Source organism: Ensifer sp. GW821-FHT05G01, from assembly GCF_059419585.1.
In genome coordinates this window covers 251,988-266,904 of sequence record NZ_JBWKSC010000007.1, presented here as the reverse complement: position 1 = coordinate 266,904, position 14,917 = coordinate 251,988, and the positions used below count along the sequence as shown (strand labels likewise).

17 protein-coding genes are annotated in these 14,917 nt (G+C 62.6%); 5 read left to right on the top strand and 12 right to left on the bottom strand.

Features of this window, described 5'->3' with window-relative positions; genetic code table 11:
* Positions 1–11: 11 nt before the first annotated feature.
* Positions 12–1,235, top strand: a complete 1,224-nt coding sequence (locus tag AC07UR_RS18975) for an NnrS family protein (protein ID WP_209789099.1) — start codon at positions 12–14, stop codon at positions 1,233–1,235.
* A 92-nt stretch (positions 1,236–1,327) separates the two neighbouring features.
* Here the strand turns inward: AC07UR_RS18975 and AC07UR_RS18970 are convergent, their stop codons facing one another.
* From AC07UR_RS18970 to AC07UR_RS18955, 4 genes are all read right to left on the bottom strand, one after another.
* Positions 1,328–1,618 carry a metal-sulfur cluster assembly factor gene (locus tag AC07UR_RS18970; protein WP_173421384.1) on the bottom strand — a complete coding sequence of 97 codons (291 nt, stop codon included), beginning with the start codon at positions 1,616–1,618 and terminating at the stop codon, positions 1,328–1,330.
* Positions 1,605–2,141: a DUF2249 domain-containing protein gene (locus AC07UR_RS18965; protein WP_173421383.1), complete on the bottom strand. Its 537-nt coding sequence runs from the start codon at positions 2,139–2,141 to the stop codon at positions 1,605–1,607. Before AC07UR_RS18965 ends, AC07UR_RS18970 begins: the two co-directional genes overlap by 14 nt.
* Positions 2,138–3,502: a hypothetical protein gene (locus AC07UR_RS18960; RefSeq protein WP_173421382.1), complete on the bottom strand. Its 1,365-nt coding sequence runs from the start codon at positions 3,500–3,502 to the stop codon at positions 2,138–2,140. The genes AC07UR_RS18965 and AC07UR_RS18960 overlap by 4 nt, the downstream gene beginning before the upstream one ends.
* Before the next feature lie 135 nt (positions 3,503–3,637).
* A complete protein-coding gene (locus AC07UR_RS18955; protein WP_209789097.1) occupies positions 3,638–3,928 on the bottom strand; it encodes a DUF2249 domain-containing protein in 291 nt (96 codons plus the stop codon).
* 223 nt (positions 3,929–4,151) lie between these two features.
* Here AC07UR_RS18955 and hemN point away from each other — a divergent pair, with 223 nt between their 5' ends.
* Positions 4,152–5,504: an oxygen-independent coproporphyrinogen III oxidase gene (gene hemN / locus AC07UR_RS18950; RefSeq protein ID WP_209789095.1), complete on the top strand. Its 1,353-nt coding sequence runs from the start codon at positions 4,152–4,154 to the stop codon at positions 5,502–5,504.
* Positions 5,505–5,571: 67 nt separating this feature from the next.
* Here the strand turns inward: hemN and AC07UR_RS18945 are convergent, their stop codons facing one another.
* The 6 genes from AC07UR_RS18945 to AC07UR_RS18920 form a co-directional block, all read right to left on the bottom strand.
* Positions 5,572–7,473, bottom strand: coding sequence for a nitric oxide reductase activation protein NorD (locus tag AC07UR_RS18945; protein ID WP_209789093.1), 1,902 nt, complete (start codon positions 7,471–7,473; stop codon positions 5,572–5,574).
* A gap of 10 nt (positions 7,474–7,483) precedes the next feature.
* On the bottom strand, positions 7,484–8,296 hold the full coding sequence (locus tag AC07UR_RS18940) for a CbbQ/NirQ/NorQ/GpvN family protein (RefSeq protein ID WP_209789091.1): 813 nt from the start codon (positions 8,294–8,296) through the stop codon (positions 7,484–7,486).
* 68 nt (positions 8,297–8,364) lie between these two features.
* Complete coding sequence (locus tag AC07UR_RS18935) at positions 8,365–9,711, bottom strand: nitric-oxide reductase large subunit (protein ID WP_209789089.1); 1,347 nt, start codon at positions 9,709–9,711, stop codon at positions 8,365–8,367.
* A 24-nt stretch (positions 9,712–9,735) separates the two neighbouring features.
* Positions 9,736–10,188: a c-type cytochrome gene (locus AC07UR_RS18930; RefSeq protein ID WP_025430210.1), complete on the bottom strand. Its 453-nt coding sequence runs from the start codon at positions 10,186–10,188 to the stop codon at positions 9,736–9,738.
* 169 nt (positions 10,189–10,357) lie between these two features.
* Positions 10,358–10,636, bottom strand: coding sequence for a cytochrome C oxidase subunit IV family protein (locus AC07UR_RS18925; RefSeq protein WP_173421376.1), 279 nt, complete (start codon positions 10,634–10,636; stop codon positions 10,358–10,360).
* A 5-nt stretch (positions 10,637–10,641) separates the two neighbouring features.
* Entirely contained in the window at positions 10,642–11,199 is a 558-nt protein-coding gene (locus tag AC07UR_RS18920) for a cytochrome c oxidase subunit 3 (RefSeq protein WP_209789087.1), read from the bottom strand.
* A 121-nt stretch (positions 11,200–11,320) separates the two neighbouring features.
* Between AC07UR_RS18920 and AC07UR_RS18915 the strand changes: the two genes are divergently transcribed.
* The 3 genes from AC07UR_RS18915 (at position 11,321) to AC07UR_RS18905 (ending at position 12,722) form a co-directional block, all read left to right on the top strand.
* On the top strand, positions 11,321–11,482 hold the full coding sequence (locus tag AC07UR_RS18915; protein WP_173421374.1) for a hypothetical protein: 162 nt from the start codon (positions 11,321–11,323) through the stop codon (positions 11,480–11,482).
* Between the two features lie 120 nt (positions 11,483–11,602).
* Positions 11,603–12,019: a hemerythrin domain-containing protein gene (locus AC07UR_RS18910; RefSeq protein WP_209789085.1), complete on the top strand. Its 417-nt coding sequence runs from the start codon at positions 11,603–11,605 to the stop codon at positions 12,017–12,019.
* A 10-nt stretch (positions 12,020–12,029) separates the two neighbouring features.
* Positions 12,030–12,722, top strand: coding sequence for an NnrU family protein (locus AC07UR_RS18905; RefSeq protein ID WP_209789083.1), 693 nt, complete (start codon positions 12,030–12,032; stop codon positions 12,720–12,722).
* Here AC07UR_RS18905 and AC07UR_RS18900 read toward each other — a convergent pair.
* Both AC07UR_RS18900 and AC07UR_RS18895 read right to left on the bottom strand, forming a co-directional pair.
* A complete protein-coding gene (locus tag AC07UR_RS18900; RefSeq protein ID WP_209789080.1) occupies positions 12,671–13,297 on the bottom strand; it encodes a UbiX family flavin prenyltransferase in 627 nt (208 codons plus the stop codon). The genes AC07UR_RS18905 and AC07UR_RS18900 overlap by 52 nt on opposite strands.
* On the bottom strand, positions 13,294–14,805 hold the full coding sequence (locus AC07UR_RS18895; RefSeq protein ID WP_209789078.1) for a UbiD family decarboxylase: 1,512 nt from the start codon (positions 14,803–14,805) through the stop codon (positions 13,294–13,296). Before AC07UR_RS18895 ends, AC07UR_RS18900 begins: the two co-directional genes overlap by 4 nt.
* Positions 14,806–14,917: the final 112 nt, after the last annotated feature.

Sequence of the window (14,917 nt, the reverse complement as noted above, 5' to 3'; positions counted from 1 at the left end):
AGGATCGAACAATGTTTAGTCTCCTCAGCAAACCACGGCCCAGCGGAGGAATCCCGCGCGGGATCGCCACCACTGGTCCCGTTCTCTTTTCCTATGGCTTCAGGCCATTCTTTCTCGGCGCCAGTCTTTGGGCGATTCTCGCCATGGCCGCATGGATCGCCGCCCTGACTGCGGGCATCGACCTTGCCGGGGCCTACGGGCCTGCCCATTGGCACGCGCACGAGATGCTGTTCGGCTTCTCGTCCGCCGTTCTCGCCGGCTTCCTTCTGACCGCGGTTCCGAACTGGACCGGCCGATTGCCCGTTTCCGGGTGGCCGCTCGCCTACCTGTTCGGCCTATGGCTTGCCGGGAGGCTGGCGCTGCTCATGACGGATGTCATCGGAGTGACGCCGGCGGCCATCATCGAAGCGCTGTTCATGCCGGCATTGCTCGCGATCTGCGCGCGGGAAATCATCGTCGGTCGGAAGTGGAAGGATCTGAAGGTCGTCGGCGGATTGGTTCTGCTTTCAGCCGCCAATCTCTGGTTCCACATCTCCGTCATCCGTCAACTCGACGTCGATGCAGCGGCACGGCTGGCGATCGGCGCCTATGTCATGCTGATCATGATCGTCGGTGGCAGAATTCTGCCGAGCTTCACCCGCAACTGGCTGAACAAGTTCGGCCGGACAGACTTTCCGGTTCCCTACAACCGCTTCGACACTGCGAGCATCCTCGTCGGTGTCGCGGCTTTGGCCTGCTGGACCTTCTCGCCCCAGCACATCGTCACCGCCGCCGTCGCAGCCACCGCCTCGTTGATGCAGGCGGCCCGGCTTATCCGCTGGCGCGGGTGGACGACGTGGCCGGACAAGATCGTGTTCGTCTTGCATGCCGCCTATGCCTTCGTGCCCCTCGGCTTTGCGGCCGTCTCTGCCGGCGCGGTCGGCGCGCTCGACGGGTACCCGGTCATGCATGTGATGACCGTCGGTGTCATGGCCTCGATGATGCTGGCCGTCATGACGCGCGCAAGCCGCGGACACACCGGACGGCCGCTGGCTGCCTCGAACCTAAGCTGCGCCTCTTACATCGCGATCATCGGTGCGGCTTTGGCACGACCCTTCGCCGAAATCCTGCCAACTCACTACCATCACCTGCTCGCACTTTCGGGTGCTCTCTGGATCATGGCCTTTGGGTTGTTCTGCATCGAATACGGTCCGATGCTGGTTCGCGCCCGGCGCGCACCCAGAGGCGCCGCATAACACGCCCTGAAAGTTACATCCCACAAGCAAAAAAGGTTGCCGCAGACACGGCAACCTTCATCAGGCATTCACGGCCGTTGACCGCCAGCGGCCTAGTGCATCATTTCAGGGGTCCATGGCGGCTCATAGGTGAGCCGCACTTCGGCATACTCGACGCCCGGCACATACCAGACGCAGTTCTGCACCGCCTCCTTGAGAAAGGCAGTCGCCGGGCAACCCTTTATCGTCGTCGTCATCGTCACCCGGACAAGGCCGCCTTCCTGGACGGCGATATCATAGATCAGACCGAGATCGACGATATTAGACCCCATCTCCGGATCGACGATCGTGCGCAGCGTGTCGCGGATTCTGTCGACCAGTTCTTCGCTTTCAGCCGGCTGCATTTTCGTGCCCCTTGCGTCCGCCGACGCGGATCAGGATGCGATACGTTTCTCCGGTCGCATCAAAGTTGCCGGCCCATTTGTGCCCGCGCTTGGCAAGCTCCGGGTAAAGAAACAGCGGTTCGCGCGCCAGCAGCGCGAAAAGCACCTCGCCGGCCAGCATCTTTTCCACGACGGCGAGAATGCGAACCATCGGCTCTGGCGGATCCAGATCCGTCAGGTCGAGCTGGCGTGCCGGGTCCGGCCAGGTATCGAGATCCGTATCGCCGGCCGAAACCCTGATCTCGTCCACCTGTTCCTCAGGCGTGAACAGGACTTCCCAATCGCCGTTGCCGAGAGGTTGATCCTGATATGCAAAACCACGGCCGGCCATGACGCTGAAGAGCGGCACCGGCCGGAACGTGGCGATCAATTTCAGCGGCTGGCCGGGTGCGAGACCGTCGACGGCGCTCATGATGGCCTGGAACGGATCGCTGCCGCTCTTCAGAAGCGGCCTGACGTCGAGCTCATAGGGGTCTTTGGTCATGGTTGTCTCCGTGACTGAAACGATGGGAAGAAAAGATGCGGACCGGTGAACCCGCCGGGAAGTCGAAGATTGCTCGGCACGTTGCTGAGCCGTCGTGTTGCCACGAACTCGAAGACCAGCGCATTGACCGCAATCAACTGGCCAAGGCTGCCGGCTCGAAACAGCCATGTGCTGTCGAGATAAAGCGCGACCGAGGCAACGGCCACGGTGAGATAGAAGAGCCGGAACCAGAACGCTGCTCGCGTCTCGACGACCAGATCCTGAACCCGCGGCGTCGGCATGCGTCCGAGCAGAGGGCCGTAGCATTCGAGCCAGGTGATGAAAGGCACGATCTTGTAGAGCTGCGCCAACCCCATGCCGGTCAACCAGCCGAAGGTGACGAGATAGACGAGCGGCCCCACGCCTTCCGGGATCTGGCCGCTGATGAGCAAAGCCACGAAGATGACGGTCGCGACAATCAGTGCGGCGAACGCGCCGATGCCGGCGCGGCTGTTTAGCTCGATCAGCTTGCGCTTTCGCCCGCGGTAGATCCTGACGATGTCGGCCATGTAAATTCCGATGGCGATCACGCTGGCAAGCGCGGCAACGACAAGCACTGTTGTCCGGCCGGCAAAGCCGACAAGGATCATCGGCACGATGCAGACGATCATGCCGAGGGCCGCAGCGCCCAGTATCCAGACGGTCCTGCTGCTGCGTCGTTCCCGGTCGGGCGACAGCATGAACATGGTCAGGAGCCGGTAGCTGACCCCCATGGTCGTAAAGCTCAACCAGCCACCCAGCCCCAGTGCCGCGTGAAGCGAAACACCTTCGAGCGTCAGATCGATCGCGCCCGGCGCATCGGCAAGTCCGGAAAGGACGAATGCGTAGGTGCCACCAAGCAAACAAGCGATGACGAGCGACCCGAGGCCGGCAGCGACGAAACGCGCAGGCAGCGGCAGCGGACGCGCCTGCCATAGTGTCGTTGCAAAGACGCTGACGAGCAGGCCGAAACCGGCAATCGTCACAGTCGCCCCCACCGGGAGCAGGAGCGGCGAAAGGCCGTCGGTACCCGCGAGGCTGGCAAAGCCTAGGACCAGGCTGGTTATACCGACAACCAGCAGCACCAAAGCTGGAAAAGCCAGGTGCGGAAACGAAAGCGGCCGACCAACGAGAACAGGCACGAATTGCAACAGGGCTCCCGCCATCAGCAGGCTGAGCCAGCCAAGCGCAATGGTATGAACGAGTGCCAGGGTTTCAGGGGCTTCGATGGAAGAAACCGGATATCCGAAGCCGAGAACCATCATCATCTCGCCGATGGCGAGAAAAATCAGCGCCGCCGCGAAATAGGACATCGTCCAGCGAGATAGCGTGGCTCCGAACATAGCGGTTCATCCTGAACGATGAGCATTTCTAGGAAAAGTGAGGAACGGTCTTCCGCCGGGAAATGCGTAAACACAAGGGAAATGCGCGTCTGCGGCCCCGCCCAAACCGCAAACGCTTTGGCTGTGGGCGCCCTCTCAGTGGCCGCTGCTGCTGCCGCAGCAGCAATCGCAGCCGGAAGCCTGTTGCCGGCCGATCTCCACCCGCCAGACGTCGGGTCCGTTTTCAAGGTATTCCCAGGTGAATTCACCGGGATAACGGCTTTCCAGCTGGTAGTGCAGCGGGCGGGGATCATGGTCGTTGACGATGATGAAGGAGCCGCCTTCGGCCAGCGCATTGACCATGCCGAAGATCTTCGGATGGCGCTCGACGGGCGGAATGGTACGCACGTCGATGAAGGGCTTGGTTTCTGTTTCTGCAGTGGTCATTTCAGTCCGTTCAGGGCGCCGTTGTTGCCTCGGTTTCCGGGAAACGCCGACGCAAACGGCCCGGATTTGCAAAGCCTAGTGCCACCGACAACGCGACATTTTGTCGAAGCGCAAACAAATCCCGCTTTGCCACCTGTCGCCCGCTTACTTGGCTTTTCGCAAAGAACGACGACGGCCATCCGGCCTAGAACGGTTCGATCGTTCGACATCGATAGGAACCGCCATGCAGTCCACCGCCCTCATGAAATACGCCGAGATGCGCTTGCCGCGTTACACCAGCTATCCGACCGCGCCGCGGTTTTCCGCCGGCATCGGTCGCGACACCTACGCCGATTGGCTCGGCGCGGTCCCGGCGGACAGGGATGTTTCTCTCTATCTGCACATCCCCTTCTGTCGGTCGATGTGCTGGTACTGCGGTTGTCACACCACGATTACCCGACAGGACGAGCCGATCCTCGATTACCTCAATGTGCTGAGGCAGGAGATCGGCATGGTCGCCGATCATGTGTCGGGACCGCTGCCGATCGGCGAGGTCCATTTCGGCGGCGGGACGCCGACGATCATCGAACCGGAAGAATTCCTGGCCCTGATGGCACTCCTGCGTGCGCGTTATCAGTTTGGTGCCGAAACGGGCGTGGCTGTCGAAATCGATCCTCGCCGCCTGACCGTCGCCATGGCGCAGGCGCTTGGCGAAGGCGGCGTCAGGCGCGCCAGCCTCGGCGTGCAGAGCTTCGACCCGGTCGTGCAGAAGGCCATCAACCGGATCCAGAGCGAGCAACAGACGGCCGACGCGGTGGCCCATCTTCGCAACGCCGGTGTCGCAGGTATCAATTTCGACCTGATCTACGGATTGCCACACCAGACGGTTCGCTCCTGCGTCGAGACGGTCCAGGCTGCGACCGCGATGCGACCGGAACGCTTTGCCGTCTTCGGCTACGCGCATGTGCCATCCTTCAAGAAGCACCAGCGTATGATCGACGAGGCCGTGCTGCCCGACGCTTCGGCGCGCACCGATCAGGCGCTCGCCATCAGCGAAGCGCTTTGCCAAGCGGGTTACCGCCAGATCGGGCTCGACCACTTCGCCCTGCCCGACGACGATCTGGTGCTCGCACAATCGGCCGGCGTGCTTCGGCGGAACTTTCAGGGCTACACCACGGACAATTGCGAAACGCTGATCGGCTTCGGCGCCTCGGCAATCGGCCGCTCGCGAGACGGCTATGTGCAGAACGAGGTTCCTCCGGGGCTTTATGCCAGCCATATCGCCTCCGGCCGACTGGCAACCACGAAGGGTTACCGGCTGACCGAGGAAGACCGCCTGCGTGCCGAAATCATCGAGAGGTTGATGTGCGACTTCACCGTCGACATCAAGGCAATCGCCACCGCACACGGACGAGACCCGGATTTCCTTCTCGGCGGCAATGTTCGGCTGGCAACGATGGTCGATGATGGCGTGCTCGATATCGCCGATGGCGTCTTGACGGTCAGGCAGGATCATCGCTTCGTGATCCGCGCCGTCGCCGCAGCGTTCGATGCCTACATCGACGACGCACAACGCACGCACAGCAAAGCCGCCTGAACCGCTGACAACACCCAACAAAAAAGGCCCGGTCGCAACCGGGCCTTTTTCTGTTTCAAGTAACGTCCTATCCCGCGAGGCTTCGGTATATCGCCGGTAATGCCGCCGGCAGCCGGGCGATATTGCCGACCAACGCATAGCCGTTATGGCCGAACATGGCCGGCACGTAGGACTGCGCCTCGCGGTCGACGGTAACCGCAAAAGTGCTGATGCCGCTGCGGCGCGCTTCCATGACGGCCTTGCGGCTGTCCTCCAGCGCGAAGCGCCCTTCGTAATGATCAATGTCATTCGGCTTGCCGTCGGTCAGGACCAACAACAGCTTCTTGCGGTTGGGCTGTTTCTGCAGTTCGGCTGCGGCATGGCGGATGGCGGCCCCGATGCGGGTGTAGTATCCCGGCTTCAGGGCGGCGATACGGCTTTCGACGAGCGAACTCATCGGCTCGTCGAAAGCCTTGACGCTCTCCACCTTTACCCAGTCGCGCCGGCGCGAGGTGAAGGTGAGGATCGAATGATTGTCGCCGCAGGCAGACAGGCCGTGGGCGAGAATGAGCAGGGCCTCCTTCTCCACGTCGAGCACCCGGCGATTGTCGGACCAGGCATCGGTCGAAAGCGAGACGTCGACCAAGATCGTGACCGCGAGATCGTGAACCTGCGGGCGGCTCATCAGGTGGATGCGATCGCTCCCCTGCCCGCCTGCAGCCAGATCGGTGCGGGCGCGCACCACGGCATCGAGATCGAGGTCAGCGCCGTCGATCTGCGCGCGCAGGATTTCGTTGCGCGGCCGAAGCACCTCGAACTGGCGCCGTACCCGCCGGATCAGGCTCCTGGTTTCCGCCGTAAGCTCAGCCCGGTCTTCGGTGCCCGAGGCCGGGCCCGCCAAGACGCGGCAATGGTCCTTGAGATAGCTCGACGTCCTGTAGTTCCATTCCGGATAGGTCAGCTCCGATGTCAGCGGCGTCGGATCGACGGCTTCCGGCGGCAGGTCGAGATCGAAGCGGAAACGGGCGGACGGGCGGCCCTTCCGCTCGCCCAGCGTCATCTCGTCAAGATCCTGCGCCGCTTTGTTGTCTTGTTCATCGCTGTCGTCGGATGGCCGGTCGACATTGACCATCTCGGCCATCGCCAGGATCTTCTCGAAGCGATTGAGGATGAAGGGGCTGCGATCCCCCTTGCGGTTCTCCGGGCTCTCCCGGACGGCCACGTGGCGTTCGGTCTCGGCGATCTGGCTGGAGGCGGCACCTGTTGCCGCGACATCGTCATCGCGTTCTGTCGTCGTTTCCGGCCGCAGCAACGTATCCGGCCACAGCGGGACCGGCAGCAGCGGCAGATATCCCGGCGGGGCGCGATGCGGGAAGATCACCGGCAAGGTCGTATCCAGCTGGCCGGCCGCCTTGCGCAGCAACCGCAGCACGCGGTTTTCGACATGCTGCTCCACCGACGGAAGGGAGCCGCGCTGACGCTCGACCAGAACGGCTTCGGCAAGACGGCAGTACTTGTGGCGCATGCCAGGAAAGCGCTGGAAGACCTCGGCCACGGTCTCCTGCGCCCGGGACAAATATGTCAGGTCAGCCAGCAAGGGATCCGCTTCGTCGCGCGGGACGAGCGGCATGGTCGCCATGTACGCGACCAGCCAGAAGTAGAGATCGATATTGAGGCGTCTGTCTGGAAAAATGTCGATCTCGCCGGGCAGCATCAGCGAAGCGTGATCCCGGCCGGGCTGAACGAGCTTTTCCTCGCCGAGCCCCATCTTCTGTCGCCACTTCAGCCGATGGCCCGACGTGCGACCGCGCGCCGGCACGATCTGGACGGCGGTTTCGCCGCCGTGCCCCCGAAAGCAGATCGCCAGCATCGGCATCATGTCGACCAGCTTGACGGCCTCATCGGGATAGCGCCGCCAGGTACCCGTGTTGCCGATAAAACGGTGCCAGGCGCGCCCGACGGTTTCTTCGAGTTCGAGGAAATCCAGCATGGCGCAATCCTCAAGCGATCAGGGAGGCAGCAACCTCGAGAAGGGCTGCGCGCACGTCCGGCTCGTCGGTCAGCGGCTCGATCATCGCGGCACGCACCGCGTCGCGGACAGGCATTCCGGCATCGATGAGGCAGGCGCAATAGACCAGCAGGCGGGTCGACACCCCCTCCTCGAGATCATGCCCCTTGAGGGCGCGCAGGCGGTGAGCAAGGTTGACGAGCGGTGCCACCTGGCTTGCAGCCAGTCCGCTCTCACGCGAAACCACCTCGATCTCCTCGTTGCGTGGCAGGAAATCGAACTCGATGGCGACGAAGCGTTGCCGCGTGCTGGGCTTCAGGCTCTTGAGCAGGTTCTGGTAGCCGGGGTTGTAGGAAACGACCAGCATGAACGCCGACGGCGCTTCGAGCAGCTCGCCGGTCCGCTCCAGCGGCAACATGCGGCGGTCGTCGGTCAGCGGATGCAGCACGACGGTGACGTCCTTGCGCGCCTCGACGATCTCGTCGAGATAGCAGATCCCGCCTTCGCGTACGGCCCGTGTCAGGGGACCGTCGACCCAGACCGTATCGCCGCCCTTCAACAGGTAGCGCCCGGTCAGGTCCGCTGCGGCCAGATCGTCGTGGCAGGAAACGGTGGAAAGCGGCAGGCCGAGTTTTGCCGCCATATGGCTGACGAAACGGGTCTTGCCGCAACCGGTCGGCCCCTTGAGCAGGAGCGGCAACTGGCGAACCCAGGCATTCTCGAACAGCGCGCACTCATTGCCCGAGGGACTATAGGCGGGAATGTCGATCGATACCGGAACCAGGCTTGGTTGAACAATGCTCATGGCATGTCTCCGTGAAAGGGGGGGAGGAAGAGATTGGCCGGTCCGGGCGAGCCGGACCGGCGCGTCATTCATTCAGCAGGCTGCATCGAGGCACTCAGCTTCTCGCTACGCTGTTTGCCGGGGACGAAGATCGCCCAGACGAACATCAGCGCCGAAATCATGACGAAGACGCCCGAGCCGAGGCGGATCCAGTAAAACAGCGCCAGCTGGTCCTGGACGTCCATGTAGCTCTCGCCCAGAACCCGCTGCAGATGGGACTGAAGGACACCGGCAAAGGTCAGCGCAAAGGTCATGACCGACATCGCCGTGCACATGATCCAGAAGCTGACCATGGAAAGCATCTGGTTGTACGGCGCGCGCCCGCGGATTTCGGGGATCGCATAGGCCATGACCGCAAGGTTGAGCATGACATAGGCGCCGAAGAAGGCGAGGTGCCCGTGCGCAGCAGTCACCTGGGTGCCATGGGTGTAGTAGTTCACCGACGACAGCGTGTGCAGGAAGCCCCAGACGCCGGCACCGAAGAAGGCCATCACCGAGCAGCCGATCGACCACAGCAGCGCTGCCCGGTTCGGGTGTTTGCGGCCGGCCTTCCAGGTCATCACGAAGGTGAAGATCACCATGGTGAAGAACGGTGCGACCTCAAGCGTCGAGAACAGCGAGCCGATCCACTGCCAGTAACCCGGCGCGCCGATCCAGTAGTAATGGTGGCCAGTGCCAAGGATGCCCGAAAACAGCGCCAGGCCGACGATGACATAGAGCCATTTTTCGACCACTTCCCGGTCGATCCCATTGAGCTTGATCATCAAGAAGGCGAGCACCGACGCCATGATCAGTTCCCAGACGCCTTCGACCCAGAGGTGAACGACGTACCACCAGTACATCTTGTCGAGCGCGAGGTTGATCGGGTTGTAGAAGGCGAAGAGGAAGAAGATCGCGACGCCCCAGAGCCCGAAGATCAGGATGTTGGTGACGGTCGTCTTGCGGCCCTTAAGGACTGTCAGCGTGATGTTGTAGAGGAACATCAGCGCGACGATGACGATGCCGACCTTGATCGCGAAGGGTTGCTCAAGAAACTCGCGGCCCTCGTGGATGCGCAGGAGATAGCCGACGACGGCGATGGCAGCGGCGATCAGGAAGATCCAGAACTGGGCGATCGCGATCTTGGTGCTGTAGAGCTCGGTCTCCGCCTCTTCCGGCAGGAGGTAGTATGTTGCGCCCATGAAGCCCATCAGCAGCCAAACTATGAGGGCGTTGGTGTGCACCATGCGAACGATGTTGAAAGGCAGCAGTTCGGACAGGGTATTGGGAAGGACATAGATGGTGCCGGCAAGCACGCCGAACAGCACCTGAGCGAGAAACAGGCCGATCGCTCCGTAGAAATAGAGCATTGCGACCTTCTGGGTCTGGTATTTCATGATTTCACACTCCAATCGCAACGCTTAGCCGGCCTCGTTCGGCGGCCAGTTCTGGGTCTTGATGCGGCTCGTCCACTCCAGGAAATCGGCGAGGTCGTTGAGCTCCTGTTCGGTGAGGTTGAACTGCGGCATCTGGCGGCGGCCTTCGATGCCGCTCGGCTGGGCGGCCATCCAGGCCTTCATCGTTTCGCGTGCACCTTCCGGATCGGTCTCGCCGCCCCAGCGCTTCCAGACATTGCCGAGCTCGGGCGCGAAATAGGCGCCTTCGCCAAGAAGCGTGTGGCAGTTGATACAGGCGTTCTTCTCCCAGACGTGCTTGCCGCGGGCGACTGCGTCCGTCAGCGTCGACTCGTCGGTGGAGACCGTCCGCATGTAGTAGTGGCTGTGGGCGGTGAGCCCGACAAAGATTGCAAAAAAGAAGAAGGACCCGCCGTAAAAGACGTTTCGGGCCCCGGTCTTGGTGAGGCGTTCTGCCATCACGTGATCCTTTCGACTTCAGCCGGCCTTAGACACCGGGGCCGGCTTTACTGATCCCCTCCCCGCCTGGCGCCGCGACGTGCGGCGCCGAACTATCGGGGCGCGAACCATGTCTAGGGATTTCCGGAAGGCCTTCTTTGCGTTTTGGCAAACAAGACAAAGAGTGGTTTCAAGCAGATAGCGTCACGCCCATCGCAAGCTTTGCCAGCGCCAGAAGCGCAAGGATCGCCGGCCACGCCAGGAGCCCGAACCGCAGCCCGGCCGGCGCCTGAGCGAGGCCCATGAAATCAAGGGCAACAAGCCGGCACTTGATCACCGCCAGAACCAGGAGGGCCGCTGTTGCTGCAGCCGTTCCGCCCCAGAGCGTCATCAGGATCATGCCGCAAGCAACGAGCAGGACCAGCGTCGCAAAGGTCTTCCGTAGTCGACGTTCATTGTGATGGGTCATGGCGATCACACGAGATAGACGAGCGGGAACATCACGATCCAGACAAGGTCGATCACGTGCCAGAGCGTGGTGATCAGCACGATGTTTCCGGGGCTCGGGCGCCAGGCGACCAACAGCAGGATGGCGCTGCCGAAGCCGACGTGCAGCAGGTGGAAGCCGGTGATGAGGAAATAGAGTTCGAAGAAGGCGCCGAACTGCGGCAATCCGGCCGCGCCGGTTTCGGTCGAATATTCGAAAAGCTTGATGGCGACAAAACCAAGACCGAAAAGGGCTGCCAGAACGAGCGCGCGCCGGCGTGCGGACATCGAAGCGGCCGGGCGCGCCGCCAAGGCCGCCTGCCAGCCGCTGGCCAGAAGTACGAGCGTATTGATGCCGGCGAGCAGCGGATTGAGATGCGACCGGGCTGCCGCAAACGCGTCCGCCCGGAGGAACCCGACCACCAGAAAGCCAGCGAGCAGTATGCCGAAGGCCGCCAGCTCGCTCCACACCAGGACCCAAAGCAAAAGGTCGTCGGCGGATGCCTGATCTTCTTGGTCTTCCGTCGGAAGGACGTGCCCGTCCATGCGTCAACTCCTTGCCAGAACCGCCGTCAGCTAGGCAGGCAGGCGCTTTCTGTCTTTGCGATTGCGCAAAGAGCCGGGCCAACCGGACTGATAGCAGCAGGAGCAATCTAGGAGTTTTCCGATGACAGACGCACAAATCGGCCTTTCCGTCGCAACCCCGATCATTGTCGGGTTCGCCATCCTTCTCTACCGCATGGGCGTTCTGCAGCGCGCCGCGACCCTGTCAGCCGTGCTGTTCTCCATCGCGATCGCCGTCGTGCTGTTTCTCGACCCTTCGCAGTAACTGCATCACGCCGCGGCGTTCTTCAGCTGGACGTCATCCACTTTGCGAAATGTCAAAGATCGCCCTATCGATTGCGCCTAGAGGATTGGGGGATGACAAATCTCGATCACGGAGCGGCCGATGCCTGGACAAGATGCCCTGGAGGAAGGCTATCAAAGCCTCCTCGAATTGTGCGATCGCCTTGAGGCCGTTGCCGACTCCCTGCCGCGCCGCATCGATACGGCGAGCTGCCGCGAGGTTGCGGACAAGCTGCCCTCGACACTGCTGATCGTACACAGGCTGGAGGAAGAAATCCTGTTTCCAGGGATCGCGGCTGTGCGATGCCAGGACGACGGACAAAGGCTGATCGAACGCCTGCGCGACGAGCACCGGCATGATGGGCAATCGGCCGAGCAAGTTGCCCGCGTCCTCAATGAACTGCTTCATGGCCGCAGTCCGCACAGCTGGGAGGCGATCGGCTACATGCTGCGCGCCTTTTTCGAAACCGTCCGGCGTCATGTCGCGACCGAAAGGTTGCTTCTCGCGCAGAGGGTTTGAGGTCCGGTCGATGTACAATTTCCTTCTGGCATTCGCAGTTTTTCTTGCCCTTCACATGGTGCCGGCATTGCCGAGGCTGCGTCAGCGGCTCATCACGTTGCTGGGGCGGCGAACCTATTTCAGCCTCTATTCGCTGCTGTCGATCGTCGCGCTGATCTGGGTTTTTCAGGCAGCGCTCGCGCTTGATTTCATCCCGCTCTGGGAGCCGGCCCCGTGGCAGGCCTGGACGACATTCGTTCTCGCGCCATGCGGGGTCTTCCTCGTCCTAGCCGGCCTGTTCAGCGAAAATCCGCTGTCGATCTCCATTTTTCAGGGCAACGAACGGAAAGGCGCAATCGTCAGCGTGACGCGCCATCCGGTGCTCTGGGGCTTCCTGCTTTGGGCCGTCGGCCATGTCATCGCCAATGGCGACCTGCGCTCCCTGGTGCTCTTCGGTGGCTTCGCGCTGTTTGCGCTCGGTGGGTTCTTCATGGTGGAAAAGCGTGCGCGGCGGCGCCTTGGGGATACCTGGCCGGCGGTCCGGCAAGGTACCTCGGTTTTTCCCTTCGCCGCGATCATGAAAGGCCAAGCGCGCCTGCGCGCAGATCCCGTGATGATCCTGTCGGCCTTCGCGACCGCTGCGATTACCTTCTGGCTGCTCGCCGGCGGTCACTACGCGATGTTCGGCGCAGATCCGCTTTTGCAGGCATTGCCTTTCGGCTGAACTTCCCCCTGCCAGGCGACAGCAAGCGACGCGATCGGCAATGCGAGTAGATCGATCGCCCTAGCGGCGAGATGATCGACGATCGCCTCGACACTGTCAGGCCGGTGATAGAAGGCCGGGACCGGCGGCATGACGATCGCGCCCATCTCCGTCACCGCACACATGTTGCGCAGGTGCCCGAGATGAAGCGGCGTTTCGCGCGCCATCAGCACGAGACGGCGACGCTCCTTGAGGTGCACGTCGGCGGCACGCACGATGAGATTGTCGGCAAGCCCATTGGCGATCGCGGCAAGCGTGCGCATCGAACAGGGTGCGACGATCATGCCGGCGGTCGGAAACGATCCGCTGGCGATCGCAGCGCCGATATCGCTGTGGTCATAGGTCCGGTCCGCCTTCTCCAAGAGCCGCAACAGTGCATGTCCGCCAACCTCATGGGCAAGCGTTCGATGCGCCGATGGCGACAGCACCAGATGCAGTTCCACTTCTTCGATCCGCGCAAGCCGCTCGGCAATGCGCAACGGAATGGCGGCACCCGATGCACCGGTGATCCCCAAGACAATACGGTGCCGGCTCATGATGTTTTCCTTTCAAGCCCGAGTTCGGCCCAGATAGCATCGACCTGGCGCACGACGTCGGGCGTCATATCGAGGACACGCCCCCATTCGCGATCGGTCTCCGAACCGATCTTCGTCGTTGCATCGAGCCCGAGTTTGCCGCCGAGGCCGGTGCGTGGCGACGCGAAATCTAGATAGTCGATCGGCGTGTCGGCAACGACGGTAACATCGCGGCTGGCATCAAAGCGCGTCGCCAGCGCCCACATCACATCGGGCCAGTGGCGGACATTGATATCCGGGTCGACCGCGATGATCAGCTTGGTGTAGCTGAACTGCGGCAGCATCGACCAGAGCCCCATCATCAGGCGCTTCGCCTGCCCGGGGTAACGCTTGTCGATCGCGACCACCATGGCGCGATAGGAACACGCTTCCGGCGGCAACCAGAGATCGGTGATCTCCGGGAACTGTTTCTTGGCAAGCGGAACAAACAGCGTGTTCATCGCCTCTCCCAGCCGCGAAGGCTCGTCCGGCGGCCGACCGGTATAGGTGGAGAGATAATAGGGTTTGCGGCGAGTGGTGATGGCGGAAAGCGTCATGACCGGAAACGGCTCGACCGAATTGTAGTAGCCGGTGTGGTCGCCATAGGGCCCTTCGTCGGCGGTCTCGGTTGCCGACACCGTTCCTTCCAGCACGATCTCGGCCTGTGCCGGAACGGCCAGCGGCACCGAGGTTGCGGCCACGAGCTGCGTTCGGCTCCGGCGCAAGAGGCCCGCGAAGTTGAGCTCGCTCATCCCCTCCGGCAGCGGCATGACCGAGGCAAGGATCGTTGCCGGATCGGCACCGATCGCCACCGCGACCGGCATATCGCGCCCCTGGCGCTGCCACAGACGGTGGTGCCGCGCACCGCCGCGATGGGCAAGCCAGCGCAGGATCACCCTGTTACGGCCGAGCACCTGCATGCGATAGATGCCGACATTGACATCGAGCGGGTCGTCCGGCGCGCGGGTGATGACGAGCGGCCAGGTGATCAACGGCGCCGGCTCGCCCGGCCAGCACCATTGGATCGGCAGGCGGCCGAGGTCGATATCCGCGCCGCGCCAGACGACGTCCTGGCACGGTGCGGCTGTCACATGCTTCGGACGCAGGAACAGAGCCGAGCGCAGTAGCGGCAGCCGATCCCAGGCATCGCGCAGAGACGCTGGTGCGCGGGGATCGCGCAGGTCCGCGAGATCGCGCGCAAGGCTGGCCAGTCCGCCGTCGCCCAGACCGAATCCGCGCTCGATCCGGCGTTCGGTGCCCAAGAGATTGGCGAGCAGCGGGATGTCGTGGACCCGCCCGGAGGCATCGACGGGTCGCTCGAAGAGAAGCGCAGGGCCGTGATCGGCCAGAATGCGCCGATGGATTTCGGTGATCTCATGGACCAGGGATACGGGGCGAGAGATTCGTTTCAGCTCTCCCTCACGCTCCAGCGCACAGGCAAAATCCTGAAGCGATGCAAATCCCCTGGCTGGACGGAAGCTCTTGTTCATTCCGCCTCTTAGGGGCGGCTAATGCCCGATGTCTTTGACGTGGGACAAACAGCGGCGGCGACACGGCGACTAGCATGCCGCCATTCTTTGCTCCGTTTTCATGCAGGCAGCC

Coding starts and splice junctions, on each gene's coding strand:
- AC07UR_RS18975 (WP_209789099.1), top strand. CDS start 12: ATGTTTAGTCTCCTCAGCAAACCACGGCCCAGCGGAGGAATCCCGCGC.
- AC07UR_RS18970 (WP_173421384.1), bottom strand. CDS start 1,618: ATGCAGCCGGCTGAAAGCGAAGAACTGGTCGACAGAATCCGCGACACG.
- AC07UR_RS18965 (WP_173421383.1), bottom strand. CDS start 2,141: ATGACCAAAGACCCCTATGAGCTCGACGTCAGGCCGCTTCTGAAGAGC.
- AC07UR_RS18960 (WP_173421382.1), bottom strand. CDS start 3,502: ATGTTCGGAGCCACGCTATCTCGCTGGACGATGTCCTATTTCGCGGCG.
- AC07UR_RS18955 (WP_209789097.1), bottom strand. CDS start 3,928: ATGACCACTGCAGAAACAGAAACCAAGCCCTTCATCGACGTGCGTACC.
- hemN (WP_209789095.1), top strand. CDS start 4,152: ATGCAGTCCACCGCCCTCATGAAATACGCCGAGATGCGCTTGCCGCGT.
- AC07UR_RS18945 (WP_209789093.1), bottom strand. CDS start 7,473: ATGCTGGATTTCCTCGAACTCGAAGAAACCGTCGGGCGCGCCTGGCAC.
- AC07UR_RS18940 (WP_209789091.1), bottom strand. CDS start 8,296: ATGAGCATTGTTCAACCAAGCCTGGTTCCGGTATCGATCGACATTCCC.
- AC07UR_RS18935 (WP_209789089.1), bottom strand. CDS start 9,711: ATGAAATACCAGACCCAGAAGGTCGCAATGCTCTATTTCTACGGAGCG.
- AC07UR_RS18930 (WP_025430210.1), bottom strand. CDS start 10,188: ATGGCAGAACGCCTCACCAAGACCGGGGCCCGAAACGTCTTTTACGGC.
- AC07UR_RS18925 (WP_173421376.1), bottom strand. CDS start 10,636: ATGACCCATCACAATGAACGTCGACTACGGAAGACCTTTGCGACGCTG.
- AC07UR_RS18920 (WP_209789087.1), bottom strand. CDS start 11,199: ATGGACGGGCACGTCCTTCCGACGGAAGACCAAGAAGATCAGGCATCC.
- AC07UR_RS18915 (WP_173421374.1), top strand. CDS start 11,321: ATGACAGACGCACAAATCGGCCTTTCCGTCGCAACCCCGATCATTGTC.
- AC07UR_RS18910 (WP_209789085.1), top strand. CDS start 11,603: ATGCCTGGACAAGATGCCCTGGAGGAAGGCTATCAAAGCCTCCTCGAA.
- AC07UR_RS18905 (WP_209789083.1), top strand. CDS start 12,030: ATGTACAATTTCCTTCTGGCATTCGCAGTTTTTCTTGCCCTTCACATG.
- AC07UR_RS18900 (WP_209789080.1), bottom strand. CDS start 13,297: ATGAGCCGGCACCGTATTGTCTTGGGGATCACCGGTGCATCGGGTGCC.
- AC07UR_RS18895 (WP_209789078.1), bottom strand. CDS start 14,805: ATGAACAAGAGCTTCCGTCCAGCCAGGGGATTTGCATCGCTTCAGGAT.